The organism is Trueperella pecoris (assembly GCF_014926385.1).
Classification (GTDB): Bacteria; Actinomycetota; Actinomycetes; order Actinomycetales; family Actinomycetaceae; genus Trueperella; species Trueperella pecoris.
This window is the reverse complement of record NZ_CP053291.1, coordinates 1,393,922-1,419,979: the sequence shown is the minus strand read 5'-3', so window position 1 is coordinate 1,419,979 and position 26,058 is coordinate 1,393,922. Positions and strand designations below refer to the sequence as shown.

Below are 26,058 nucleotides of genomic sequence, written 5' to 3'. Positions count from 1 at the left end.
TTGCATAAACGTAGAGGACTCTTGGAGGACATCATGTCAACCCGCACATTTGCAGGTATCGCGGCTGCAGCGCTTGTTGTTTCCGCTAGTGGTACGGCTGTGGCTAATGCTGCGCCTGCAACTGAAGGTGATCAGCCTAAGTGTATTTCGATCAAGGATAAGGAAACCCAGGTTGCTGCCGCGAAGGCTGCCCTGGAGGCGGCGAAGACTCGTCTGGCCGCGACTGAGGCGAAGCTTCCTGAACTGCAGAAGGCGCTGGCAGATGCGCAGGCCAAGCTGGCGGACGCGATCAAGGCTGACCTCGGTGCTGGCAACAAGGTTGCTGCAGCGGAGAAGGCGGTTGCCAGTGCGAAGGAAGCCCTTACTCAGGCGAAGGCGGCGTATGACAAGGCTGTTGCCGCTGAGAAGGCCGCCCAGGAAGCCTATGACAAGTACAAGAGGGCACTTGACTTAGAACGGGCTGCACAGGTTGCGTATGAAGCTTCGCAGGCGGCTGAGAAGGCTGAGGCGGAAGCTGATGTGAAGGCTGAGCAGGCTCTTGCTGCTTCGCAGGCGGCTGAGGAGGCTGAGGCGGAAGCTGACGTAGATGCTAAGGGTGCGCTTGAGTTGTTGCGTGCGGCTGAGGAGGCTGAGGCGGAAGCTGATGTGAAGGCTGAGGAGGCTCTTGCTGCTTCGCAGGCGGCTGAGGAGGCTGAGGCGGAAGCTGACGTAGATGCTAAGGGTGCGCTTGAGTTGTTGCGTGCGGCTGAGGAGGCTGAGGCGGAAGCTGACGCTGAACTCGATGCTGCTGAGAAAAGGGCTCTCGATGCTGTTGCCTTCGTGGCTAAGTCCAAAGCCGATGTAGCTGTGGCAGAAAGGAAGCTTGTCGAAGCTCAAGCAGTTAAGGTCGATGCCGACAATAAAGTTGAAGAAGCTGAACTCCGGGTAGAGAGCCTTAAAAATGAGATTGAGCTTTTTACTTCTCATCTTGAAGAGACGGATGAGCCCACCGAGAGAGCTGGGCTTGAAAAGAATATTGAGCTTACGCGCAAAGTATTAGCAGAGGCTGAGCAAAAACTTGACGCAGCTAACGCTGTTGCTCGAGAGGCCAATCTTGAAAAGCAGGCTGCTGAGCAAATATTAAAGAAAGCTCAGAAGTCTGCTGAGGAAGCGCCGGCACTGGTTGCAGTTGCTGAAGCGGAGAGCTCGAAGGCCAATAAGGTAGCTGTTGAGGCCGCTGAGGAGACGACGGATTCTCGTGAGGCGTTAGATGCTTTCAAGCGGTTGGCTGCTGATGCTGGTGAGAAGGCTAAGGCTGCTCGTGAGGCGTTGGAGGTTGCTAATAAGGCGGCTGTTGAGGCCGCTGAGGAGACGACGGATTCTCGTGAGGCGTTAGATGCTTTCAAGCGGTTGGCTGCTGATGCTGGTGAGAAGGCTAAGGCTGCTCGTGAGGCGTTGGAGGTTGCTAATAAGGCGGCTGTTGAGGCCGCTGAGGAGACGACGGATTCTCGTGAGGCGTTAGATGCTTTCAAGCGGTTGGCTGCTGATGCTGGTGAGAAGGCTAAGGCTGCTCGTGAGGCGTTGGAGGTTGCTAATAAGGCGGCTGTTGATGCTGGTGAGAAGGCTAAGGCTGCTCGTGAGGCGTTGGAAGCTGCTAAGAAGGCCTCAATTGAGGCGGGCGACTCCTCCAAGCTCTATGATGATGTGATTGCGACCAAGAAGGCCTCCCTTGAAGCCGGCGACGCAAATGTTCTTGCGGACAGCGTTGAAAAAGCAAAGAAAGCACTCGCTAAAGCTGAAGAGGATCTCAGTCCGACTAAGGCTGAGCGTGCAGAGGTTGCTCTTAAGCTCGAAGCTGCCCGCAACGCCGCAGATGATGCGGCACGCGAACTGACCGACCTTGAGAAGGCTATCGCCGGCGCAAAGAGCGATTTTGAGGCCAAGCGCGTTGCATACGAGGTTGCATCTGGGCTGAAGGAATGTGCACCTATTGTGCCGCCGGCCCCTGTGGAGCCCACCCCTGCTCCGCAGCCTGAGCCTGCTCCTGCTCCGCAGCCTGAGCCTGCTCCTGCTCCGCAGCCTGAGCCTGCTCCGTCGGATAAGGTCATCGCTCAGAAGCCTGCCGAAGGTAAGAAGCTTGCTAACACCGGTGCAACCACGGATTCTTCGATCGCCGTCGCTATGGCGTCGATCCTCGGCGGTTTGGGCCTTGTGGCGGCTGCTCGCCACACCCCGCGTCACCGCCGCGGTCTGTAACCATTAAGCATTAAAACCTGGTGCCGGCGGCGAGAATACTCGCCGCCGGCACTTTATGTTGGGGCCCTGTTTCGCGAGGTTGAAACTGGGCCCCAACGTTCCATCAACACGCCCATCATCTCCTACCACGGGATCACCAAGAAAAGCTCAGGGGCGGGAAAGGACGGGGCTTGGTTAAAGGTCACATTCCGAAAAGCGTCCGCCATGATAGCTGAACAAATCATCACCTCCCGTCCGTGGACTACGCCTGTGGGCGGATGCTCATGACGATTTTCGATCCGCCAGCATAGTAGCGTTGTTCGAGCTCAATTAACCGATGGGAAGCTTGTGGAGGACGTTATGTCAACACGTAAAATTATGGGAGTAGCGGCGGCAGCGCTCATGGTGTCAGTCAGTAGCCTGCCCGCTGCTCATGCTGCACCAATAGCTCAGGCCGAATCACATAGTATCTCTATCGACGGCAAAGACGCGCGATTTGAAACTGCGAAAGTGGTACGTGCTGCTACTGACGTGGCTCAGTTGCAGAAGGCTTTGGCAGATGCCCAAGCGAAGCTGGCGAATGCTGGCAAGAGTGTCACCCAAGTCGAGAAGTCCGTCGCTGAGTTGAAAGCCAAACTAGCTGCAGCCCAAGGAGAATACGACAAGGCTGTTGCCGCGCACAAGGCTGCCAAGGATGCAGCTGACAAGCTTCGGAAAGCCCTTGACCTAAAAGGACGGGGCCAAGCTCTTCAGATAAGATTTCAGAAGGCTGAGCGTGCCAAAAAAGCGGCCGACGAAGCTTTTATCAAGTACCAAGATGCGGTTAAAGCGAAGGCGACTACGCCAGACGCGGGAAACCCAGAAGTTCTCCTCAAACAATTCGAGGTACTTAAGAAAGCTGCTGAGGCTGCAGGCGACCCAGACAAGCTCTTTGGAGAGCTAAAGACCATTAACGAAGAGCTACGTCAACTGGGCGGGTTAAGCTCGCAGGAGCTTAAAGCTAAGGCAGATGAATTGGAAAAAGCCGCGCGCCTAGCTGGCGATGTCAAGATTCTTGGCGGCAAAGTCGATGCGCTCAACAAGCCTCTTTCAGATGCCCAGAAGCAACTCACCCAAGCGAAAGCTGATGAGGCATCGGCACGAAAGGCAGTGCAGGAAGCCACTGCCCGATTAGAAGCGGTGAAGACGGCGCCGGGTAAGGCTCAGCCGGGACCGAAACCTGCTCCGGCCCCGAAGGCAGAAAAGCCTGCACCCTCGAAGCCCATGCCTGCACCCGCCCAGCCCGCGCCTGGGCCAACACCCAAGCTAAAGGCTCCTAAGTCTGTGCCCTCGATGAAGGCCCCGGCCGCGCCTCATTATGGCACGGATGCCACCCCGGCTACGAAGAATGTGCTAGCTAATACCGGTGCGTCGGCAGATTCTTCGATCGCGCTTGCCCTCGCATCGGCATTCGCCGGTTTGGGATTAGTTGCCGCAGCGCGCCACAACCCGCGCCACCGCCGCGGAATGTAACGCTAAATCCCCTCCATTGCCGGCGGCGAGACAACTCGCCGCCGGCAACGCTATACCCATGGCCCCTTTTTTCGATATATGAACATCGGATTCCAGAAAGCGGACAGTGCATACACTGATGGCATGACTATCGAACTTGCAGTGATTCCTGGAGATGGCATCGGCCCCGAAGTTGTGGCAGAGGGCCTCAAAGTGCTCAACGCCGTCACCGCAGACCTAGACATCCGCCATACCACGTATGACCTTGGCTCGGGGCGATACCGCCGCACCGGCGACATCCTCCCGGATGCTGAACTAGAGGATATCAAGAAGAAGGACGCCATCCTCCTCGGCGCAGTCGGCGATCCGTCCACGCCCTCCGGCGCCCTCGAACGCGGCCTCCTCCTCAAACTACGATTCGAACTCGACCACTACATCAACCTGCGCCCCTCAAAGTATTACGAGGGTGTCCCGACGCCCCTGGCCAACCCCGGCGCGATCGACTTCGTCGTCGTCCGTGAAGGAACCGAAGGCCTCTACGCCGGCAACGGTGGGGCGGTCCGTGTAGGCACTAGCCAAGAAATCGCCACCGAAGTCTCCGTCAACACGCGCTTCGGAGTTGAACGCGTCGTCCGCTTTGCCTTCCAACAAGCACGTACTCGTCGCAAGAAACTCACACTGGTCCATAAACACAACGTCCTCGTCAACGCCGGGCACCTGTGGCGCCGCACAGTCGAGGAAGTCGCCTACGAATACCCGGACGTATGCGTCGAGTACCTCCATATCGATGCGGCAACCATCTTCCTCATCACAGATCCCGGCCGGTTCGACGTCATCGTCACCGACAACCTCTTCGGCGACATCCTCACCGACGAGGCCGGCGTCATTACAGGCGGAATCGGCCTAGCGGCGTCGGGAAACATCAACCCGGACCGCACGTTCCCGTCAATGTTCGAACCCGTTCACGGCTCAGCCCCCGATATTGCCGGGAAAGGAATCGCCGACCCCACGGCAACCATCTCATCAATCGCTATGATGCTCGACTTCCTCGGCCTCCCTGATCGCGCAACGAAAGTCCGAAACGCCGTCGACGCCGACATGGCAACCCGCGCACAAGCCTCAACATCGGCGGTTGCTCGGCAACGAAGAACCGCCGAGATCGGCGATGCGATCCTGGGCCTGCTAGAGAAGTAGAATAGGCAAATAAAGGAAGGTAGTAAGATGCGTCAGCCCACAGAACTCGAATTATTATCCACACAGCCCGTACCCAGCGCCGATGAGCTGGCCGGCACCTTTGCCCGCCAACCCCATGAGAACCTTACGTCAGACCAAGAGCACGCTCGCGTATTTTCCCGCCTAGGCTTTGGCACGGACTTTACCGATTACATGGCACACGCAACCTGGAGTGCCGAAGAAGGCTGGCACAAAAAGATCATCGAGCCCTACGGTCCACTCAGCCTCGATCCGGCAGGATCCGTGCTGCACTACGGACAAGAAGTATTCGAAGGGATGAAAGCCTACCGACACGACGACGGCTCGATCTGGACCTTCCGGCCAACATACAATGCCGCCCGAATTAACATGTCATGCCGCCGCCTGGCCATCCCGGAGATCCCGGTCAAGGATTTCATGGCCTCAATCGTGGACCTCGTGCGCGCCGATGCTCGCTGGGTGCCTTCAACACCCGGTAGTTCGCTCTATCTTCGCCCCTTTATCTTTGCTTCGGAATCATTCCTCGGGGTGCGTGCGGCCTCACGCTATGAATACCTCGTTATCGCCTCACCGTCAGGTGCCTATTTCTCGAACGGCCTCAAGCCCATCAACGTGTGGGTTGACCGTGACTATCACCGCGCTGGCCCAGGCGGCATGGGTGAGGTGAAGACGGGTGGGAATTATGCCGCCTCACTGCTGCCCAAGGTTCAGGCTCACGAGGCTGGTTACGATGAGGTCCTCTTCCTAGATGCCGCGACCAACACCAATATTGATGAGCTCGGTGGCATGAATGTTTTCGTCGTCATGGCCGATGGGTCGGTCAAGACCCCGAAGCTGAACGGCAACATCCTTCCCGGAGGCACGCGCTCGTCTATCCTGCAGTTCCTCGAATCTGAGGGGGTGAAGGTTTCCGAAGAAACGCTATCGCTGCGCGGCGTCGTTGCGGGGATTGCCTCCGGTGAGGTCGCTGAAATGTTCGCCTGTGGTACGGCTGCTGTTGTTACGCCTATCGGGCGCCTGGCGTCGGAGGATTTCGATGTTGAGGTACCCCTGGGGGAGCGTACTTCCGCGATCTATGAGGAACTCACGGCGATCCAGCTCGGTCACCGCGAGGATCGCTTCGGGTGGCTTTATAAGATCATGGATGCGTAATGGTTAGCTTCCTGTTTTAGGTGGACCATTTCATATGACGTGGACCATCGGCACAAGCGGGGTGATGCAGTTTTAGCGGGAGAGAGCGCGTGTCATGGGTCTTCCGTCCCAAGGTGAAAACGAGTGCTTTTTGTTGAGAGCTAGGGCGCCGGATATGAGTGAAATGCACTGTGTGAGTTAGCTCCCCATTGCCGCGGAGAATGGATGAATTCCATAGACTGGGTGGTACAGGTACGACCTAAGGAGAAACAGGCGTGACAAACGAAGCTGGTTCGGTCAACGACACGACGCAGTGGCAAGGTTTCAAGGAAGGCGTGTGGCAGTCGACGATCGACGTGCGCGACTTCATCCAGCAGAACTACACCCCATACGAAGGGGACAAAGAGTTCCTATCCGGCCCGACCGAGAAAACCCTCGGCCTGTGGGATGAACTCGACAAGAAGTTCCTCTCCGTTGAACGTGAGAAGCGAGTCTACGACGTCGACACCGACACCCCCGCAGACATCGACGCTTTTGGTCCGGGCTACATCTCTGACAACGACGACGTCATCGTCGGCCTTCAGACTGACACCCCGTGCAAGCGTGCCATGATGCCTTTCGGCGGCTGGCGCATGGTTGAGACCGCCATTCACGAGGCTGGGATGGAAGCCAACCCTGACGTGAAGGAGATCTTCACCCGTTACCGCAAGACGCACAACCAGGGCGTTTTCGACGTGTATACCCCGCGCATCCGCGCCGCACGTTCGTCCCACATCATCACCGGCCTGCCCGACGCTTACGGCCGAGGCCGCATCATCGGCGACTACCGCCGTGTGGCCCTCTACGGCGTCGACCGCCTGATTGCAGAGAAGAAGGCTGACAAGCTTGCTCGTGCAGATCAGCCATTCTCTCCGGATTGGGCTCGTGATCAGGAAGAGATCGCCGAGCAAATTCACGCCCTTGAGAAGCTCAAGAAGATGGCGGCCTCCTACGGCTTCGATATCTCCCGCCCCGCGGACACTGCGCAGGAAGCCGTACAGTGGACCTACTTTGGCTACCTTGGTGCGATCAAGTCCCAGGACGGTGCGGCCATGTCCTTCGGCCGAGTCTCCGGGTTCTTCGACATCTACTTCGAGCGTGACTTCGCCCGCGGCATCCTCGACGAGCGCGGCGCCCAGGAGATCATCGATTCCCTCGTGATCAAGCTTCGTATCGTCCGCTTCCTGCGCACCGAAGCCTACGACCAGATCTTCTCCGGCGATCCGTACTGGGCAACATGGTCGGATGCTGGCTTCGGCGACGACGGCCGCACGCTAGTGACCAAGACGTCCTTCCGTCTGCTGCAGACGCTCGTCAACCTCGGCCCGGCTCCGGAACCAAACATCACGATCTTCTGGTCCGAGCGCTTGCCCGAAGGCTACAAGCGTTTCTGTGCGGAGATCTCCATCGAGACCTCCTCTATCCAGTATGAGGCCGATCGCCAGATTTGTGGCCACTGGGGTGACGACGCCGCCATCGCCTGCTGTGTGTCCCCGATGCGCGTGGGCAAGCAGATGCAGTTCTTCGGTGCTCGCGTGAACGCCGCCAAGTCCCTCCTCTACGCCCTCAACGGCGGCCGCGACGAAATGACTGGTAAGCAGGTCGTTGAAGGCTACGAAGGTATTCAGGGCGACGGCCCGCTTGACTTCGATGAGGTCTGGGAAAAGTACGAGGACATGCTCACCTGGGTTGTCGAGACCTACGTTGAGGCCCTCAACATTATCCACTGGAGCCACGACAAGTACGCCTACGAGGCACTCGAGATGGCATTGCACGACACGGACATCATCCGCACCATGGGTTGCGGCATTGCTGGCCTGTCAATCGTTGCTGACTCGCTGTCCGCCATCAAGTACGCTAAGGTCTACCCGGTCCGCGACGAAACCGGCCTGATCATTGACTACAAGACCGAGGGTGACTTCCCGCGTTACGGTAACGACGACGACCGCGCCGACGAGATCGCCGCAACGATCGTCCACACCGTGATGAGCAAGATCAAGGCCATCCCGATGTACCGCGGAGCTATTCCTACCCAGTCGGTGCTCACGATTACCTCCAACGTGGTCTATGGCAAGAACACTGGTAGCTTCCCCTCGGGGCACCGCGCGGGTACGCCGTTCTCCCCGGGTGCCAACCCTGAAAACGGCGCAGACACGCACGGGATGCTCGCGTCGATGCTTTCGGTTGGTAAACTTGACTACAACGATGCACTCGATGGCATTTCTTTGACGAACACCATCGTTCCGAGTTCGCTTGGTCGCAACCGTGACGAGCAGATCACAAACCTTGTGGGCATCATGGATGCCGGCATGGTGCACAAGGGCTAAGCCCAATCCCGATAAGAGATAATATGTGGGCCTAACCGGCCAGAAGGAGATAGTCATGGCTAAGACTTACGAAGAGCGTCTTGAGTCGATGAAGGCACAGCGCGAAGAAAACGGTGGCGTCCAGGGTTTGTACCACGCCAACGTCAACGTTCTCAACCGCGAGACCCTCGAGGATGCTATGGAGCACCCCGAGAAGTACCCGCAGCTGACCGTCCGCGTCTCGGGCTACGCGGTCAACTTTGTGCGCTTGACCCGCGAGCAGCAACTTGACGTGCTCTCGCGTACCTTCCACGACCAGATGTAAGGTCGCTGAGCATATGCCGGGCGCGTGGGTTCTCCGCGCGCCCGGCTTGCACTATGTCAGTGCACGCTATGGGAAGAGTGTTACTTCCCGTATTTGATGATTTGAGGAGTCCTATGGCCGACCATCAGCTTGATGCACGAAAGTACCTCGTTCACGAAGTTAAAGTAGGTGAGGGCTCAACGGGCGAGTACGCGCCCGAGCCGCTCGAAGACGAAATTCCTCGTGCCGCAGGCAAGGGACTCGACGGGATCGCCAAGGCGCCGCAGATGACGCGCCACGAACACATCGAGGCCGTTCGGAGAGGCGAGGTGGGCTCGCTGCACTCTTGGGAGCTCGTGACGGCCATGGACGGGCCAGGCACTCGCATGACGGTATTCTTTGCCGGTTGCCCGCTTCGTTGCCTGTACTGCCACAATCCTGACACGCTCCACGCCCGTGAAGGTACCACAGTGACAGCCGAGGCGATCCTCGACCGCATGAGCCGCTACAAGGCCGTCTTTAACGTGTCTAATGGTGGCGTGACGTTCTCTGGAGGCGAGCCGCTCATGCAACCAAAATTCCTCGCCAACCTTCTTCGCGGGGCCACAGAGATGGGTATCCACACGGCGATCGACACCTCGGGTTTCCTCGGGCGTAACCTTACCGATCAAATGATGGCCGACGCCGATCTGTTCCTCCTCGATGTCAAGTCCGGCCTGCCAGACTACTACGAACGAACCACAGGCCGCCCGCTGCAGCCCACGATTGACTTCGGACGCAGGCTCTCTGCAGCTAACAAAGAAATATGGGCCCGTTTCGTTCTCGTGCCCGGCCTAACCGACGACGTCGCTAACGTCGAAGCCGCGGCAGCAATCATGAAGGAATGGACCTCCCTGAGCCGGGTCGAGGTGCTGCCTTTCCACCAGATGGCACGTGACAAATGGGCATCACTCGGGATGGACTACCAGCTCAAAGACGTCGAGCCACCCAGCAAGGAGCACACTGAGCTCATCCGGGAAATCTTCCGCTCCCACGGGCTGAACACGTTCTAAGCCTGCCTGGCCGCCCGTGTGCCGGTGTGTCACCGCCGCGGGTTACGTACGCGGGTTGCCGGCGTGGGCTACGGACGCGGGCGAGCCCCGAAGACGGCTGTGCCCACCCGCACCAAGGTCGAGCCTTCGGCGACGGCGATCTCCATGTCGCCCGTCATTCCCATCGAAAGCTCCTCGGCGCCCTCGAGCCCGGGGAGCTTTCGCATCTCCTCGCTCAGGCTCCTCGTCAGACCGAACGAGGCGCGAACCAGCCCCTTGTCGTCCGTGTTGGCTCCGATGGTCATGAGGCCGTCGACGCGGACGAGATCGAGCTCGGCGATTGCCGCCGCAATGTCGATGAGCTCCTCGGGTGCGCACCCGCTCTGCGTGGCGGCCCGCGCGGAATTGACCTGAATGAGGATCGGATAGGGGCCGTCCGCGAGTCCCTCCTCGATGCGAGTCTCCTGGCGGCGTGCGATGCGTATCGCCTCCTTGACCGAATCCACGGTGTCGATCCGTTCGGCATGATCCATGGCCGCACGTAGCTTATTGGACTGGACCGGGCCGATCACGGTGTGCGTGAGCGCGCCTGTTCCGGCCAGACCCTGCGTTGATTTCACCAGTTGCGCAACGATGTTGTGGCCGAAACAGGTACAGCCAGTGGCCACCGCCTCGTGGAGGCGATCGAGCGGCTGGTACTTCGCCGCAAGCTGGAGCGTCACCGATCCTGGTTCTCGCCCGGCGGCGGCCTCCGCCCGAGCGATGCGGGCGCGAACCATAGCTATATTGGTAGTGATGGACACGGGATGACTTCCTATATCTGGGGCGGGTCTTAGCGTTCGCCCATGTTAACCATGTGTAAGACGAGTTCGCCGGCCTCGTCGGAGGCGTCGAGGTCCGCCACGGCCCACATCGCCCACGTCATGTCGGGGCCATCTCCCTCGGGGTCGGTCGAGCCCTCGTCATCAAGTATCTGAATGACGAGCCACAGTCTGCCAGGTTTGTGGCTCTCCAGCCACGCCGACGCCGTCTCGTCGTCAACCCCTGCCTGCAGCAGGTCGGCGAAGGACGGGTCCTCGAGGACGGAGAAGAAACGATCCGAACGCGAATTGGTTGACGTGCCCAGGCGTGCGTAGACGTTCCAGTAGGGATCCATCGCATCGGCCCACCGATCCGCGTCCCAACCGGCGGCGCCGTCGAGCCTCTCGAGCAGGTCGTAGTCGTCACGATCGAGCGCCTCGATACGGCGGAACATCGCGTTGCGGATCGAAGTGCGCAGCGCGTGCTTGTTGCGGCTGACGGCCACGTTGCCTTCGGCGTCGGCGCCGAAGGCGGCCTCCTCACCGGTGGTGGCGTCCTCGTCGGACAGCATCGTGAGTTCGTCAAGCGTGAGGCGACCGTCCGCGAGAGCCTCCCACTCATCGAGGAGGGAGGAATCGATCGAGCGGACGAGCCGCCCGAGCCAGCCGATAATCTCTTCGACCTCGTCGGTGCGATAATCGTGAGGAACGGTTTGACGCAACGCACGGTAGGTGTCGGTCAGGTATCGCAGGACGACACCCTCGGAACGTGCCAGGTCGTAGCGCGAAATGAGCTCGGAGAAGGTCATCGCCTCTTCAATCATGTGCCGCACAATCGACTTCGGCTCGAGCTCATGTCCGGCCACCCACGGGTTGGCCTTGGCATACATCTCCAGGGCGGGTTCAAGCAGGTCGGCAAGCGGCCGTGGCCAGGTCACCTCGTCGGCCAGCGCCATCCGCTCGTTGTAGTCCACGCCCTCGGCCTTGAGCTTGCCGATCAGCGCCCCGCGAGCCGCCTTGCGCTGCGCGATGAGCACCTGGGTGGGATTTTCTTGTACCGCCTCAACGACCGAGACGACGTCGAGCGCGTAGTCGGCGTCGTCAGGATCGAGCAGATCCAGCGCCGCTAACGCGAAGGGCGCCAACGGGGAATTCAGCGCAAAGTCGTCCGGGACGTCCTTGGCAAAGTGGATCGGGGAGTGGCCTGGGTGATCGCTGCGCCACTGACGATTCTCATGCGTGATGACCTCGGCCGTGCGCAGGGAAGAATAGATGTCCAGTGCGCGGCGAACGAACCGATTGCGTCCGCTGTGGGGCTCATGATTGTCCGTGAGAATCTTGACGATCGCAGGGACTGGATCGCGGCGCTGAAGCAAATTAAGAATCAACGAGTGGTCAACACGGAACCGACTGGTGAGCTTTTCAGGCTCGGCACTCTTGAGCCTGTCGAAGGTCTTCTCCGACCATGAAATTTCGCCCTCAGGCGGCTTGACCTTCTGCACGCGCTTGATGCGTAGCGGATCGTCACCAGCCTTGCGCAGCCGGCGAGCATTCTCAATCTCATACTCCGGGGCCTGTACGACGACGTAACCCACCGTGTCGTAGCCCGCTCGCCCCGCCCGCCCGGCGATTTGGTGGAACTCACGCGCACCCAAAACGCGCATGCGGGCGCCGTCGAACTTGGTCAGCGAGGTGATGAGCACGGTTCGAATCGGAACGTTGATTCCCACGCCGAGGGTATCCGTGCCACAGACAACCGCCAGGAGGCCCGCCTGAGTCAAACGCTCGACCAGGCGCCGATAGCGGGGGAGGAGGCCTGCGTGATGGACGCCGATGCCTGCCCGAAGGAGCTTCGACAGGGTTTGGCCGAATCCCGGGCTGAATGAAAAACTGCCGAGAGCTGCCCTGATCCGTTCGCGCTGGTCATTACTGATCAACGACATCGACAACAGACCCGTAGCCTGCGCCACCGCCTCACGCTGAGAAAAATGGACCACATAGACCGGCGCCATATGCGTCGCCACCAGCTCCTGGATGACTTCACCGACCGGCTCGGTCGAATAGGTGAAGTGCAGAGGAACCGGGCGGACGGCGTCGTCGACGACCGAAACCGTGCGACCCGTGCGGCGCTGCAGGTCCTCAACAAAGAAAGACGTATCGCCTAGCGTCGCGGACAGGAGAATGTGCTGGGCCTGAGGCAGCTCGAGGAGCGGAACCTGCCACGCCCAGCCACGTTGCGGATCGCCATAGAAATGAAACTCATCCATGACGACGACGCCGACGTCCGCCTCCTCACCCTCGCGCAGCGCAAGATTGGCCAAGATCTCGGCGGTCGCACAAATGATCGGAGCTCCGGGGTTAATCGACGAATCCCCCGTGATCATGCCGACGTTATGCGCGCCGAATTCGGATATGAGGTCAAAGAACTTCTCCGACACCAGCGCCTTGAGCGGGGCTGTGTAATACGACGTGCGGCCGGTCGCCAAGCCCGTAAAGAGCGCCTGCGCAGCGATGAGGGACTTTCCTGAGCCGGTCGGGGTGGCGACGATCACGTGGTCGCCAGCGACGATGTTGATCAGCGCCTCGGCCTGATGGGGGTACATCGTCTTGCCCGAGGCCTCGAAGGCCGCGGTGAAGGCATCATGAATAGCCTCGGGGGAGGGGGTAAGGCCGTGCTCGTCCTCGAGGGCGTCGAGCGCGCGGTTCAAAGTCATGACTGCTCCTGGAAAGGCTCGGCGTCGTCGGAAGAAGCCGAATGCGCCTCAGGCGGTACAAGCCTGGACGCCCGCCGCCGGATCACGCCACGCCACGCGTCAACCACAACCAGCGCAACCGCAAGAACGATCAGGATCATTCGTTCGGTCGAATTAGCCCTCAACGCGAAAAACGCCAACACGATCGCAACAAAAACGAGCAGTGGGTTAAACGTGGAGCGCCAAAACAATCTCTGCAACAAACTCATCAATCCTCACATCCGCACAGACCAGTCCATCATATCTGACAATCTATGACCCCTCGCGGTGTCCTTTTATCGTGAGGAAGTTTGAGCGATAGAATCTATCGACACGAGTGAGGATAATATGCGTATCGCCCTGATTGTTAACAACTACCCTCCGATGGTTGGGGGAATCGAATACCACGAAGAAAACCTTGCCCATGGCATCGCTGCTCTCGGTCATGACGTATGGGTTATCAACCTAGCCGGGCCGGTCGGCCAACGTCTAGACGGGCAGGTTCGCGTACTTTCCGGAAAAGGATACCTCTCCGTTTCGGACATCATTCGCGTGCCGGCTCTCGGAACGACACGACGGCTAGCTGCCTGGCTCCGCAACAACCGTATCGACGTCGTCTCCACGCACACGCGCTTCTTTCCCATGAGCTTCGTGGGTGTCCGGGCGGCGCACCAAGCCGGTATACCGGTCATCCACACCGAACATGGAAGTGGCTATGTAACGACGAAAAACCCCGTTATCTGGCTCGGATCGCGGTTCGTTGATCTCACCTTTGGTCGATCTGTCCTCCGCTCGGCAGACAAGGTGCTGGGTGTGTCGGAGAACGTGGTGGACTTCGTGCGCAAGTTATCGGGACGTCGCGCCGACGTCTTCTACAACGCGATCACGCCGCCCAGCCCTGAAGCCGTTCGCGAAGATCGCCCCAGCCATCTCGTCTTTATCGGCCGGATGGTACCCGGAAAAGGGGGGGATACTTTTATCGACGCCGTAAAAATTTTGAAAAGCGAGGGGTACGACGTTGAGGCCGAACTAATCGGTGCAGGTACGCAACTCGAATTAGCCCGCGCAAAAGTCACCGAGATGGAACTGTCCGACACGATCGACGTCGTCGGCCAGGTCAGCCCAGCCGAAGCACGACGCCGACTCGCCGGAGCAACCCTAGTCAACCCAACGATACTGTCCGAAGGATTCCAAACAACGCTCGTTGAATCTATCGCAGAGGCCGGCCGAGTAGTGACCTATCCCGTGCCCGGCGCACAGATGCTCGCGGAGCGCGGCGCGCCAGTGGCCATTACTCAGCAGCGCAGCGTTGAAGAGCTCGTAAAAGAGTTACGCCAACTCTTGGCCGCGCCTCCCACGCCGGGCGAGGCCGAAACGGTGAAGGACCTCATGTGGCCACAACAGTCGGCGACATACTGCCACATTTGCTCTACCCTAAAAACGACACTGCAACGATAACCGCGAACATGTGAGGAGAAGCCAGTGAGCCTGACGATTGAAGAATTCACGCTCCTGCGTGAACTACATTCCGCCGAAAAGGGTAAGGTGCCTGCGCAGCTTTCTCACGGAACCGACATAAGACCACATCTTGTGGAGGCCACGAAGGTCAAACTGCACAACCGTGGCTTAGTTGATTCGCATGGAATCACCGAAAAAGGAATCGAAGAACTCGAGCCGTATAAGGTAACCAACGCTGTTATTCTCGCTGCGGGACTATCATCCCGATTTGCTCCAATCTCCTACGAACGCCCAAAAGGCACGCTCCGCGTGCGAGGCGAAGTCCTTATCGAACGCCAGATTCGCCAGCTACACGAGGTCGGGATCGACGACATCACCGTCGTCGTCGGGTACAAAAAAGAACACTACTTCGACTTAAGCGAAAAGTTCGGTGTCAATATCGTCGTCAACGAAGAATATGCCAGCAGGAACAACAACGGTTCGATCTGGCGTGTTCGGCACAAACTAACCAATACGTACATATGTTCCTCGGACAATTATTTCGTCGAAAATCCATTCGAGTCGCACGTATATCGAGCCTATTATTCGGCAGTATATGCTGCGGGGCCAACAAAGGAATGGTGCCTCGAACTTGATCAGGTAGACAGGATTGTTGGGTGCTCAATCGGAGGCCATGATGCCTGGACGATGCTCGGTCACGTCTATGTTGACAAGGAATTCTCGCAGGAGTTTTCTCAGATCCTAGATGAGGTCTACGACCAACCTGCCACCCGCACAAAGCTGTGGGAATCGATCTTCCTTGACCACCTAGGCAGGCTAAAGATGTATGCGCGCAAGTATCCTGATGGCTTCATTTTTGAATTCGACTCCCTTGACGAGCTTCAAGATTTTGACCCAGAGTTTATCGAGAATGTAGATTCACGGATCCTCACCAATATCAGCGAAGCCTTGCAATGCCCCAAAACTGACATCCAAGAATTTCGGCCAGTCAAGACCGGGCTGACAAACCTATCGTGCATCTTTAAAGTCGCCGATAAGTGCTACATTTACCGCCACCCTGGGGCTGGAACACAGAAAATCGTGGACCGTCACGCAGAACACTCCGCCTCGCTGGCAGCTAAAGAGCTGGGACTTGATTCCACTTTCATTACGGGCAATCCAGAAGAGGGATGGAAGATCTCGCATTACGTGCCACACGCGCGCAGTCTTGACCTGACCAACGAAGACGAGCTTGCCACGGCAATGGCACTTATTCGGAAGCTTCACGAATCCGACATCGTTTTCGAAAGAGAGTTCGATTATGTCCAAACTGGCCTTGAATACGACGCGCTCTTGAGGGAACACGGCCAGATTCATCTGCCCAGTTATGAGGCTCTGAAAGGCCGGATCGTCGAGCTGAAGGCACTCGTCGATGCAGAGGGTTTCCCGCGTGTCCCAAGCCATAACGACTTTCACGCTCCCAACCTGCTTGTCCACGAAGATGGGCAGATGGACCTTATCGACTGGGAATACGCAGGTATGTCCGACATAGCCTCCGATTTTGGGACGTTAATTGTATGCTCCCCAACACTCGAACTGGAGGCTTTCGATGCGGTTCTGGCCGTCTATCTTGGCCACGAACCGTCGCCACAGGAATGCCGGCATTTCCGGGCCTATGTCGCTTTCGCGGGCTGGTGTTGGTATGTGTGGGCCCTGCTTAAACAGGCAGAGGGAGACAATGTGGATCAGTGGTCCTTAACGTATTATCGGCATGCTGTTCGTGACCTCGATTCGCTCTTAGACGAATACTCGCAGACGCCGGGTAACAACTGTCACTGAAGGGGAATCTTATGGAAAATAGCGTGATCGACGCCCGCACGCTGAAGCAAATCCAAAAATGCGGACGCTATGTCATGGCAGAATTCGATAGGGTCTGCACCGAGCTAGGACTGCGCTACGTGGTATACGGAGGCTCTGCAATTGGCGCAATTCGCCACCAAGGCTTTATCCCGTGGGACGACGACGTCGATGTGTGCATGCCCCGGGAAGATTACGACGTGCTACTGGAAAAAGCACCACAAGTGCTGGGGGATCACTTCATCCTGTTGGACTACAAGAACAACCCGGATTATCCCAAAACCTTCGGGCTTCTGGGCCTTCGTGGCAGCGAGTTTATTCCGGAAGTGGCGGCCAAGCGGAAATTCAAAGTTCCAATTGGCGTCGATATCTTCCCGCTCGACCGCCTTGCTACGGATGACCGCGAACTGGCCTCCCAGGCTCGACAAACGTGGATCTGGGGCCGTCTCCTATACATCTATGGAACTCCGACGGCAAATCTTGCCGGACCTGTTGTCATTCAAGCACCGGTAAAAGCTACACTCCGTGTCATCCATGCCGCTCTCCATCTCCTGCGGATCAAACCGAACTTTCTGGCAAAAAAGTGGGAACAGGCCGCGCGTCGTTGCGAAAACTCGAATGGCGCTTACGGAGATTTTTCCACGCGTGATCCCCGGCGATGGTCTGCAACAGAAGAAGAGCTATTTCCCGCAAAGCGCATGCCGTTCGACGACATATCTGTGATGGCTGCGCGCCAATACGATGTCGTTCTCACCCGCCATTTTGGCGACTACATGGCAATGCCAGCCCAGGAAGACCGGGTCAATCATGAAGCCGCTTCGGTGAAATTCGGCCCCTATTTCTCCATAGAACCATAAGTTTGCTCATAAATTGAGCCGCCGGTAGGGAACAGGATCTATGTGAAGAACTAAACGGCGTGGTTCGGATGCTTTCTCTGGAAAACGCGTCCCAGGAGCCAGGCAGTTGTGCGAATACCTAAGATTTTTGACGTCAACCTGGCAAGCTTGACTTCAGTGCGCTTAACCCGTGCCAAGAGGGGAGTGAGCCGAATGAGCGTGTCAATGCGTTGCGTTGAATCAAAAAGCCCAAGAGCAGAGGCCTGCCCCATCCACACCACAAACGGATAAGCGAGAAATGCGCGTAGCGTGTCGCCAGATTGTGGGGAAAGCGAGGCAGCTAGGTCATAGTTATCGATGAGGATACGTTCGAGGTCATCAACCGAATCTGCAGATAGCTTATGTGAAGTCTGTGCATAAGAATGGCCCTGACGGTAGGCGTAGAAACGCTCATCGATCCAGCCCACGTTCTTGCTCGCTGCTAGTAATTTCGCACTCCATTCGGTATCCTCATTGCGCATGCCAGAGGGAAAGAAAATCTGGTGATCTGCAATAAGATCCCGGCGTACGATCTTCGCCCACACCGCACTTGCGAGCAGGCTGTGGTCGATCAAAAAGCGGAAAGCCTCCTGTGGCGACATCGCGGCGACGGCATCAGCATAATCAGTGGCCTCATCATTGTTGATGGCGCCATCAAAGTTGGCGTCACAGTTCATGTGACAGAGTAAATCGACTGGCCGAGAGGCGAGCGAAGCATGAACGATATCTAGGCAATCTGATCGGGTCCACCAATCGTCGTTGTCCATGAAGGTCACGTAGGTGCCGCTGGCAGCGTCTAACCCCGTGTTCCTCGCCGCGCTTGTACCTGCGTTAGGCTGATGAATCACCGTGATACGGCTGTCCGATAACGTGAGTTGATCGCACAGTTCAGGAGAGGAATCTGTGGAACCATCATCCACGAGGATAATTTCCCAATCCTGAAAAGTCTGCTCTTTAACGCTGTCAACGCACTGAGAAAGATACTCTTGGGCGTTATAGACAGGAATTACAATACTGATGAACGTCATACGAGCCCCTATTAGATACTGCCCAGCACAAGTGCTGTTCCATGTTACTTGTATTTCAGGCATCAGTAGTACTTGCTGGGTTCGGGTAAACTCAACATAGCCTCAGATCGCGGGGCCGAAAACATTATTCTAGGAGCGCGCTCTTGTCCCCTTCCACTGTCGTTGTGAATTGGCGTACCAAGTTCATCCAATGGTTTTCAAGGACTGGGCAGTATTGGATCTTGGCCGTTTTCACCCTCGTGACGATGCTGTCGTATCGAGGGCGTTGGATGGCACAAATGTCTCCCATCGACGAGGCGACTTATCTCGATATCATTTTCAAGTTTCCAGACGACCTTGTGGCACAGCGTGGTGAGTTCTTTAGCCCGGAAATCCGAGAAAAATTCGCGTGCGACGGTAATCATCTCTTTGGAAAAGCAGGCCCGCCGTGTGGGGCCGATTATTCAAATCCAAAAGATTTCCCACAAGGAGGCAAGACATCGGCCGATGCCTATAGCCCGGTGTTCTTTTGGATCGCGGGCACTTTTGCCAGAGTCGCTCAGCTTGTCGGCATCGACCTGACCTACGGTGCGCGCCTTGCCATGATCATATTCGGCATCGCCACGGTGCTACTGACATACAAGGCCATGCGTATGATTCGTGTTCCCATCGGTGTCGCTTATACGGTCCTCACCATCGCTACGATGTCACCTCTGTTCTGGTGGACCTATGGATTCCTCTCCACCGACGCTCCAGTGCCCATGTTCGGCGCACTGACGATCATCATCATGATCGGCTTCCTGCAAGGAAAACATAGCTTGTGGCGTCTAGCTCCTGTGGCCATCCTCGGCATGCTCTTCAAAATCACAACGATCCTGGCCATCGGATGGGCTGGGCTTGTAGCTATGCTCTACGCCGTGGCAGTCAAGTTACCACAAGGAGCAATCCCCGGGATGGAAACCTCCAGGCAAGTGACGACGAAGCAATGGTTGCGCCCACTAATTGGTGCGACTGCGGGAGGCGTGGCTACTTTCGTCGCATGGGAAATTATCCGCCGGCTCATTGCCGTTGGAAACGCCGGTGAACAGGGCCTACACCTAGGGCGAACCAGCATAAGCGAAGCAATATTCCAAGTGCAAAACGTTCTACGAAGCCTCATCGACGCCGACCACGGTGAGAGTTCAGCGACTCCGCTGGCGTTCCTTATCTCGAGGCTGATCAGTTTCCTCGTGATCGCGGGAGTGATAGGGATGATGCTTTATCAACCAAAATCTCGAATGGAATTCTCCTTAACGTGGGCAACGGGCATTGCCAGCGTGTTGTTCCTGCCGATTCTCTTCGTTATCTTGCGCTTCGGCGTCGTCGGATTCTCCTTACCGCCACGCTACGCAATCGCGGTCCTTCCCGCCATGTTACTATCCGTAGCATTGTCGATTAGGTGGGTAGGCGCCCGCTGGCTTATCGGAGTGATCACCGCACTAGCCTGGGTCTATTTTGTGACCAGCGGCATGACCTATATACCGCAATAAGCTATCGACGCAGCGCGTCGACGTCGTGGCGCAGGTAGGCAATCTCTTCCGCCAGGCGGCGTCGCTCTTCTTCCAAACGGGAAACGGTAATCGCCTGGTGAATCTCAACGACCACAAGCACGGCTATCACGGTAAAAAACACCAAATTTGATGGGACATCAAAGCCCAGTACCCGCGACATGGCGTAGAGAGCCTGCGGCCACAATACGAAGATAAGAGCCAGGAAGTCTAAGAAGAGCCAAAGCCAGACGTACTTTTCCTTCAACACCCTGCCGCGTACGAAGCCGATGAGTGCGGCGGCGATCGCAAGGACCACCACGAGGGAGATAATCTGGATCGTCGTCATGAACCCACCTTCTTTTTCCGAGACATGAGTGCTATGGCAAGAGCCAACATTGCGCGCAACAAGTAGACAGCCGACTTAATAGGGGAGTGAGACGGTGTGCCCGCGACTCGCTTATTCATCTCGACGCCGACCTGCCTCACGCGCAGACCAGCCTTGATCGCTATGACGAGCGATTCAACGGTGTCGCCAAGGTACTCTGCCGGGTAGTTCTCCGAAAACAAGTAAATAGCCCGACGAGAGTGAAGCTTGAAACCGGAAGTGACGTCCGTCAATCTGGTCTTCGCTAATCTGCTCAACACTTTTGACAACACCACCATCGCCCAGCGGCGCGGGCCGCGCGCACTGTACGTACCAACCCCAGAAAAGCGCGCCCCAATGACGATGTCAGCCCCGCGCTCAGCAGCATCGAGCAGTTGCCCAATATACTTCGGGTCGTGCTGACCATCAGCATCAACTTGTACAGCATAGTCATAATCGTGGTCGCGTGCATATCGAAATCCTGTACGCATAGCTCCACCAACCCCAAGATTAATCGGGAGATCAAGGACATCCGCTCCTGCTACGCGTGCCTGGGCAGACGTCTGATCTTGCGAGCCATCATTGACCACGATGCAATCTGCCTCAGGAATGGCATCCTTAATTGCGGAAATTACCAACGCGATCGAATCTTGCTCATTCCACGCGGGAATGATGATAAGAAGCTTAGACACCCAGACACCTTTCTAGCTGTGGGAAATTCTACAACACCCAAGCCTTGGGCGGCTCACATGAGACTGGATGCGCGGAAATGATGCTAGTTTGAGTTCATCCGTGCGCACTACACGATTGCGAAAGTAGACAAGAATGAACACGACACGCAAAGAGAATGCGACTTCATCGCCACGAAAGCAACAACTAGTTGCCATCTTATTCTTTATTTCCCTCATCGGAACTGGCTTTTCGTGGATCATGGCTTCGCCAATTGGGGGATCACCGGATGACGATTTCCACATGGGATCGATTTGGTGCCCACGACCGGCCGAAGAATCCTGTCAGACCGCCGTGATCAATGGTGTACTCAATATCAAAGTTCCCGAACCGGTCGCATTGGCTACAGAATGCCACGCACACAAGCCTGATCATGCAGCAGTGTGCCCCCGCCCTCTTTCGGATGACAAAGAGGCTTTTTCGGCCCGCTTCGACATAGCAAGCTACCCAACCGCTTACTACCGGTTCCATCATCTCTTGATCCAAGAGACAGTAGCTGGATCCATCCTGCTGATGCGGGCGGTGAACTTCTTCATCACCGTGACGCTGTTCGCAGGTATCGGAGCTCTACTTGAAAAGAACCTCCGCTACCCATACCTCTTGGCAATGGCTGCGTCGTGGGCACCGATGGGAATCTACTTCCTTACCTCCATCAATCCAAGCTCCTGGGCAATAGCTGGCACCTTCGCTTACGCTACCGCCATGTGGGGCGCATTAAGCGCACGAGATGACAAACGCCGGTGGGCGTTGACAGCGCTCGCACTAGTTGGGGCCCTGTTGAGCTTCGGATCGCGAGGAGACGCTGCTTTCTACATCTTCGTCGTGACTGCTGCGCTTTTCTTCGCGTTTGCAAAGAAACGTTGCCACCGTCCCCAGTGGATCCTCGCTAGCGTCTTGAGCCTCGTGGGAATTTACCTCATGATGAGCGGCGGCCAAGCGAGCAACGTGGTGCAAGCATCATCGGTATCAAGCAATCCGATCGCAATCGCTCTACGAACCATCGTCGATCTTCCGCGTTTCTTCGGCGGACTTGTTGGGTATGAATTCGGGCCGGGATGGTTCGATATCCCGCTCAGTGGCACGATCGTCGTTCTCGCCATTTTCGTGACAGGTTCCTTCCTCTTCGTGGGAATTCGCCAAGGATCATGGCGAAAGTGGATGTCTGCACTGATGGTATTTGGAGCAATGGCAGGTATACCGGTGCTCATAATCGTTGCAGGAGCCTATCCTCATTTGGGACCTTACCAGCCCCGTTACATTTTGCCTTTGCTTGCAGTCCTGATGTTCGTCCTGTTTGCCTCCGATGGAGGAATACGCTTGCGACCATCCTTGCCACAGAGAATCGTCCTCATGACCAGCCTGTGGCTGATTCTTTCCTTTACACTACATACCATTTTGTGGCGTTACGTCAAAGGCCTCGGTGGTGTCCCGCCCTTTAACCTCGACGCCCTTGTGAGCTGGTGGTGGAACGTACCAATTTCGCCGATGACCACGTGGCTAATCGGTGCAGCCTCCATGGCCGTTACTCTTCTAACGGGCTCCTACCTTGCCCGAGAGACCCTGCAATTAGCGCAAGATGGCACGCAAATGAGTAACGATACCTCCTATCGGGGCGAGGCTGAGAGTCCAGAGCGTCCGCTCAACGAGCGATAATGGCAGAAAAGTCATCATTGCCAAGGCAAGTGCAACGGTCAGATACCATCCGATCAAGCAATCCCGATATTTGTTCATGGCAATCGTGATTGTCCCGCCCAAGACAAGCAGAGCAAGTAACACGGCATCGGCTACCAGCACTCCCAAGATCAGTGGGGTACTCCTGTAAGCCGGACCAAAGACAACGCCCATCATGAACGGCCCGACTAACGCCGCAACGGGCACGAGAACTGCTGCTAACACGCCGAGGGAACCAATCAGCCGACGTGTGGTAGTCTCACGCTGATCTGGATGCCGTACATAGTGGGCGACGACGACCGCTTGGAACGCAAACACGGGCACGAGGATCGGAGCCCGTGTCACTGACACCGCGATCGCCAAATCCGCCGATGCTTGATACTCGGCGGCCGGCGTCGTTATTGCCATGACAAACGGGAACCCATTAACCAAAAAAGCAGTAGCGCCGGCCGCGGCCATCGCCCACACGATATTCTGCGCAAAAACTCGGCGCGGAAAAGAGACCCGAATCCGGTCGAGGACGTGCCGCGACGGCGTCGCTAACAGTAACAACCAAAAGAAAAACGCAACCACACTTGCAAATTGGAAACCCACAGTGCGTTGGCCAATGAACGCGGCAACACTCACAGCAAAAAGCCTTACAAGCGCCTCACCGCCGGTGACAACACCGAACGCCCTCCACAGGCCTACCCCTGCCAGCGAGCCTGTCACGGTCATTTGGCCTGCATACAAGAACGCCGCAACAGCAATCAACAACACAGGGAAGAAATATGCATCATCTCCGCTGATGGAAGGACCCAAAAAAGGACCAGCAAACATGACGACAATCGCCATCCCGAATCCTGCCAGTAGAGTGATGCGGAAAGGAGAATAACCGCGCTCATCAGCGAGCGTTGTAGCACGCGTCACCTCCTGCTGAATTCCAGAAAGGACTCCAGTCACCAAAAAAAGAGCGGACCAAAACGACAGGAACACTGCATTGTTCGAAGCGGAAAGGACGTGGGCAGCAATCAGGAGAATAGCAAAGCCGCTTACAGCTGCGAGGACAGCACCCACAGAAACCGCAAAGCCAGATTTGTGTGTTCCAGGATGCGTCATCTTCCTACCTCCGTTGTTAAACTGGGACTAGTTTAACGTTCTGAAAGTCGACGTGATGAGAATTGACATTATGGTCCCCTACTGGGGAAGCGTGGCCTGGGTACGCGAGCTTATCGACTCAGTCCTCGCCCAAGATGATGACCAATGGCGTCTTGTCATCGTGGACGACTGCTACCCGGGTGATGAAGCGCGCAAGCTGGTCGAAGGCATCAAGGACCCGCGCGTTGAGTACGTTCGTAATGAGGAAAATCTCGGATTAAATGCCAATTTTCGGCGATGCCTTGATCTTTCCACGGCGGAATACCTCGTCATCCCCGGATGCGACGACCGCTTTTTGCCAAATTATGTCTCCACGATGCGTGCTGCGGTCGAGAAGTTTCATCCCGACGTCGTCCAGCCGGGCGTGCGTGTCATCAATCAGGACGGCAGGGCCATGTGTGGGCTCCCTGAGCGGATCAAGGCCGTCATCCGCTCGCGCCAGGCCAGGGCATCTCAGCCTCGTTCCGGCGAAGGTGTGGCCGTGTCGCTCATGCACGGAAACTGGATGTACTGGCCATCGTTGCTTCTTCGCCGGGAGGCAGTGGAAGCCCACAGCTTTCGGGAGTTTTCCATCATGCTCGACCTCGGGCTCGTCGTCGACGTTTTGCTTGCAGGCGGGAACCTACTTGTCCTCAACGAAGTCAGCTTCGAATATCGCCGATCAACCGAGTCTGTTTCCGGCAAAACAGCGCTCGACGGGAAGCGCTTCGTTGATGAAGCAAAGTATTTTCGTCTAGCATCTGGGCTCTTTGCCAATCACGGATGGCCCAAGGCCGCTTGGGCCGCGAAGTTGCATCTCACATCGCGTCTACACGCACTTATCCTTATCCCACAGGTGTTACGTAGCAATAAACGGCCTGTCGTGGCAGGACTACTTAAACACGTCCTCCGCTAGGGAGACTCCTGTAGCTCAACGCGAAGAAGAATCCCATCACGGCAAGAGCCACAACGCTCGCCACTATGCCGACGACGCTAGGGCCGTTGAGATGGAAAGCTCTCGTGAGTGGGGCGCTCAGGGCGAGGGTAGACGCCGCTGCGGCGACACCTCCGGCAAAGCAACCCACATAGTCGCGCAATCCGAGTAGAAGATCATTAGTGAACCACACAAATGCAGTGATGACCGAGAGGAATAACGCCGGCTGGATGAGGTATGTGTAGGGGAGAATATCCGTGCCGAAAAGGATAGACAGTAGAACGTCTCCGAACAACGCGAAGGCGATTGACGCGAGCGCCGCCACCGCGAAAAACATCATGACGATCATCGCGATCAATCGCAAACCGCGCGTCTTCGACATGTTCAGTTGGGTGACAATATGCCCAAGCAAGGGGATATACACATAGGCGGCTGTAGCCTGAATGATCAGGGCGAGAACCGCAACGGATGCGTAGATTCCGAGAGCTTCCGTTCCCTCATAATCCTGCAAGTATTGCCGCGGCACCAGTGTGACGATCGCTAAGGCGGCATTCACCATGGCAATGGGGAAGAGCTTGGCGAAAGTGGAGAAAGCTTTCTTCCAACGGATGACCGGTCGAATGGACCCAAAAAATCGAGCCCGAGGTAGGTCGTATGCGATGACGACGACAACGGTCGTTGCCGTCACCAGCGTGACAGCAATCAAGAGGGAGTTGAAGAAATAAAGGCCGCAAACGAAGCCTACGAGGTTGCCTAGGCCCTGAAGGATGTAAGAGATGCCGATGAAATCCATACGCGATTCGCGTTGTTCAATGGCATGGTATCCCTCGGCGTAGGTGCCCACGAGCTGCCCAATCGTGTAGACGATGATGACGGCAAAAGCAGATGTGTCGATCGTCGCTAACGTGTAGACGATTCCCGCAGCAAGCGCGAGGACACTCGAGACGATGCGCATCCCTAGGTATTCCTGGCTGGAATGCTCGTTGTGGATGTCGGTTACGTGCACGGTGCGCAGGCGATATTCTGCGGCTGGAATGACCAAGTTTGAGATCGACATAGCCAACGCAAGAATTCCAGCGACGTCGAAGCCCGTTGCTAGGCGAACAGCAACAATCGTGATGAGCCAATTGCACATGGTTTTGAAAATCGACCCAAAAGAGCTCCAGGCGAGATTTCTTTTCAGCGGCAATGGTTCAGGTGTGTTGCGATCCAATGTGCACCTTCAAGCGTCAAATTAACGGGATACCAGAAGCGGGAGCTGGCGAACCAGCTCCCGCTT

The 26,058-nt window shown here is 56.9% G+C and carries 21 protein-coding genes; 13 read left to right on the top strand and 8 right to left on the bottom strand.

Translation table 11 applies throughout. From position 1 onward, the window contains the following. The first annotated feature begins 33 nt into the window (after window positions 1–33). From HLG82_RS06720 to pflA, 7 genes are all read left to right on the top strand, one after another. The gene (locus HLG82_RS06720; RefSeq protein ID WP_193326105.1) at window positions 34–2,235 is read left to right on the top strand and encodes a hypothetical protein; all 2,202 of its coding nucleotides are present in this window, start codon (window positions 34–36) and stop codon (window positions 2,233–2,235) included. A 339-nt stretch (window positions 2,236–2,574) separates the two neighbouring features. Further along, window positions 2,575–3,726: a hypothetical protein gene (locus HLG82_RS06715; protein WP_193326104.1), complete on the top strand. Its 1,152-nt coding sequence runs from the start codon at window positions 2,575–2,577 to the stop codon at window positions 3,724–3,726. Window positions 3,727–3,849: 123 nt separating this feature from the next. Continuing rightward, window positions 3,850–4,899 (top strand): 3-isopropylmalate dehydrogenase, encoded by a 1,050-nt coding sequence (locus HLG82_RS06710; RefSeq protein WP_193326103.1) that lies wholly within the window; start codon window positions 3,850–3,852, stop codon window positions 4,897–4,899. A 27-nt stretch (window positions 4,900–4,926) separates the two neighbouring features. After that, window positions 4,927–6,069, top strand: coding sequence for a branched-chain amino acid aminotransferase (locus HLG82_RS06705; RefSeq protein WP_193326102.1), 1,143 nt, complete (start codon window positions 4,927–4,929; stop codon window positions 6,067–6,069). A 254-nt stretch (window positions 6,070–6,323) separates the two neighbouring features. After that, complete coding sequence (locus HLG82_RS06700; protein ID WP_193326101.1) at window positions 6,324–8,414, top strand: pyruvate formate lyase family protein; 2,091 nt, start codon at window positions 6,324–6,326, stop codon at window positions 8,412–8,414. Between the two features lie 55 nt (window positions 8,415–8,469). Next, window positions 8,470–8,718 carry an autonomous glycyl radical cofactor GrcA2 gene (grcA2, locus tag HLG82_RS06695; RefSeq protein WP_193326100.1) on the top strand — a complete coding sequence of 83 codons (249 nt, stop codon included), beginning with the start codon at window positions 8,470–8,472 and terminating at the stop codon, window positions 8,716–8,718. A gap of 113 nt (window positions 8,719–8,831) precedes the next feature. After that, window positions 8,832–9,749, top strand: coding sequence for a pyruvate formate-lyase-activating protein (gene pflA / locus HLG82_RS06690; protein ID WP_193326099.1), 918 nt, complete (start codon window positions 8,832–8,834; stop codon window positions 9,747–9,749). A gap of 68 nt (window positions 9,750–9,817) precedes the next feature. Here pflA and HLG82_RS06685 read toward each other — a convergent pair whose 3' ends face one another. Genes HLG82_RS06685 through HLG82_RS06675 form a run of 3 tightly spaced genes read right to left on the bottom strand, consistent with a single transcriptional unit; the run spans window position 9,818 to window position 13,490 of the window. Next, window positions 9,818–10,531: a YggS family pyridoxal phosphate-dependent enzyme gene (locus tag HLG82_RS06685; RefSeq protein ID WP_193326098.1), complete on the bottom strand. Its 714-nt coding sequence runs from the start codon at window positions 10,529–10,531 to the stop codon at window positions 9,818–9,820. 29 nt (window positions 10,532–10,560) lie between these two features. Then, window positions 10,561–13,242 (bottom strand): DEAD/DEAH box helicase, encoded by a 2,682-nt coding sequence (locus HLG82_RS06680; protein WP_193326097.1) that lies wholly within the window; start codon window positions 13,240–13,242, stop codon window positions 10,561–10,563. Beyond that, window positions 13,239–13,490: a hypothetical protein gene (locus HLG82_RS06675; RefSeq protein WP_193326096.1), complete on the bottom strand. Its 252-nt coding sequence runs from the start codon at window positions 13,488–13,490 to the stop codon at window positions 13,239–13,241. The genes HLG82_RS06680 and HLG82_RS06675 overlap by 4 nt, the downstream gene beginning before the upstream one ends. A gap of 118 nt (window positions 13,491–13,608) precedes the next feature. Between HLG82_RS06675 and HLG82_RS06670 the strand changes: the two genes are divergently transcribed. From HLG82_RS06670 to HLG82_RS06660, 3 genes are read left to right on the top strand one after another with little or no spacing between them, the layout of a single operon-like run. Then, entirely contained in the window at window positions 13,609–14,718 is a 1,110-nt protein-coding gene (locus HLG82_RS06670) for a glycosyltransferase family 4 protein (protein WP_193326095.1), read from the top strand. 24 nt (window positions 14,719–14,742) lie between these two features. After that, a complete protein-coding gene (locus HLG82_RS06665) occupies window positions 14,743–16,536 on the top strand; it encodes a phosphotransferase (protein WP_193326094.1) in 1,794 nt (597 codons plus the stop codon). A gap of 11 nt (window positions 16,537–16,547) precedes the next feature. After that, window positions 16,548–17,411 (top strand): LicD family protein, encoded by an 864-nt coding sequence (locus tag HLG82_RS06660; protein ID WP_193326093.1) that lies wholly within the window; start codon window positions 16,548–16,550, stop codon window positions 17,409–17,411. Between the two features lie 50 nt (window positions 17,412–17,461). Here HLG82_RS06660 and HLG82_RS06655 read toward each other — a convergent pair whose 3' ends face one another. Then, window positions 17,462–18,457 carry a glycosyltransferase family 2 protein gene (locus tag HLG82_RS06655; protein WP_193326092.1) on the bottom strand — a complete coding sequence of 332 codons (996 nt, stop codon included), beginning with the start codon at window positions 18,455–18,457 and terminating at the stop codon, window positions 17,462–17,464. 164 nt (window positions 18,458–18,621) lie between these two features. Between HLG82_RS06655 and HLG82_RS06650 the strand changes: the two genes are divergently transcribed. Beyond that, the gene (locus tag HLG82_RS06650) at window positions 18,622–19,965 is read left to right on the top strand and encodes a hypothetical protein (protein WP_193326091.1); all 1,344 of its coding nucleotides are present in this window, start codon (window positions 18,622–18,624) and stop codon (window positions 19,963–19,965) included. A gap of 1 nt (window position 19,966) precedes the next feature. On the opposite strand, the gene HLG82_RS06645 is transcribed toward HLG82_RS06650, so the two are convergent. Both HLG82_RS06645 and HLG82_RS06640 read right to left on the bottom strand, forming a co-directional pair. Continuing rightward, window positions 19,967–20,311 (bottom strand): DUF2304 domain-containing protein, encoded by a 345-nt coding sequence (locus HLG82_RS06645; RefSeq protein ID WP_193326090.1) that lies wholly within the window; start codon window positions 20,309–20,311, stop codon window positions 19,967–19,969. Continuing rightward, entirely contained in the window at window positions 20,308–21,021 is a 714-nt protein-coding gene (locus tag HLG82_RS06640; protein WP_193326089.1) for a glycosyltransferase family 2 protein, read from the bottom strand. Before HLG82_RS06640 ends, HLG82_RS06645 begins: the two co-directional genes overlap by 4 nt. 133 nt (window positions 21,022–21,154) lie before the next feature. Between HLG82_RS06640 and HLG82_RS06635 the strand changes: the two genes are divergently transcribed. Continuing rightward, window positions 21,155–22,711, top strand: a complete 1,557-nt coding sequence (locus HLG82_RS06635) for a DUF2142 domain-containing protein (protein ID WP_193326088.1) — start codon at window positions 21,155–21,157, stop codon at window positions 22,709–22,711. On the opposite strand, the gene HLG82_RS06630 is transcribed toward HLG82_RS06635, so the two are convergent. Beyond that, a complete protein-coding gene (locus HLG82_RS06630; protein ID WP_193326087.1) occupies window positions 22,625–23,827 on the bottom strand; it encodes a polysaccharide biosynthesis protein in 1,203 nt (400 codons plus the stop codon). The two genes, HLG82_RS06635 and HLG82_RS06630, sit on opposite strands and share 87 nt — an antisense overlap. A 55-nt stretch (window positions 23,828–23,882) precedes the next feature. On the opposite strand from HLG82_RS06630, the gene HLG82_RS06625 reads away from it, so the two are divergent. Further along, window positions 23,883–24,761, top strand: a complete 879-nt coding sequence (locus tag HLG82_RS06625; protein ID WP_193326086.1) for a glycosyltransferase family 2 protein — start codon at window positions 23,883–23,885, stop codon at window positions 24,759–24,761. Here the strand turns inward: HLG82_RS06625 and HLG82_RS06620 are convergent. After that, window positions 24,742–25,914, bottom strand: coding sequence for an MATE family efflux transporter (locus HLG82_RS06620; protein ID WP_193326085.1), 1,173 nt, complete (start codon window positions 25,912–25,914; stop codon window positions 24,742–24,744). The two genes, HLG82_RS06625 and HLG82_RS06620, sit on opposite strands and share 20 nt — an antisense overlap. Between the last annotated feature and the right edge of the window lie 144 nt (window positions 25,915–26,058).